We start from the raw sequence: 403 nt of genomic DNA on the forward strand, positions 1-403 counted from the left end.
ATGTGGTGTGGAAGTAAGCGTAAAAAGCAAGTTAATACCAGCGGAGCTGCTTCCTATTATGCCAAACCCATCATACGAAACACCTTACGAGTTTTTAAGCTAACGCATACACTTCCATTTCTTTGGCAAAGAATAAATGAGCGGTGATTGGTAGCATTTTGCTAATGCTAACCCCTCGCTAGCCGAAGAGTAAACGTGCAAGGCTGGGCATAGTCTGCGACTATGTCGAATTTAAGTAGCGGTCTTTGACCGCCATTAAACCACATAACAGCGCAGCCACCACGGCTGCTCTTTGCTATTTTTGCTATTTTGCTACATTTGGATGGAGGTCGGGTGGCTGGTGCTTAGCAAGGACGAAGACACAACCGAACACGAAGTGCGAGCTCAGCGAAGCTAATCTTCG

This window comes from Alistipes sp. ZOR0009 (assembly GCF_000798815.1).
Classification (GTDB): Bacteria; Bacteroidota; Bacteroidia; order Bacteroidales; family ZOR0009; genus Acetobacteroides.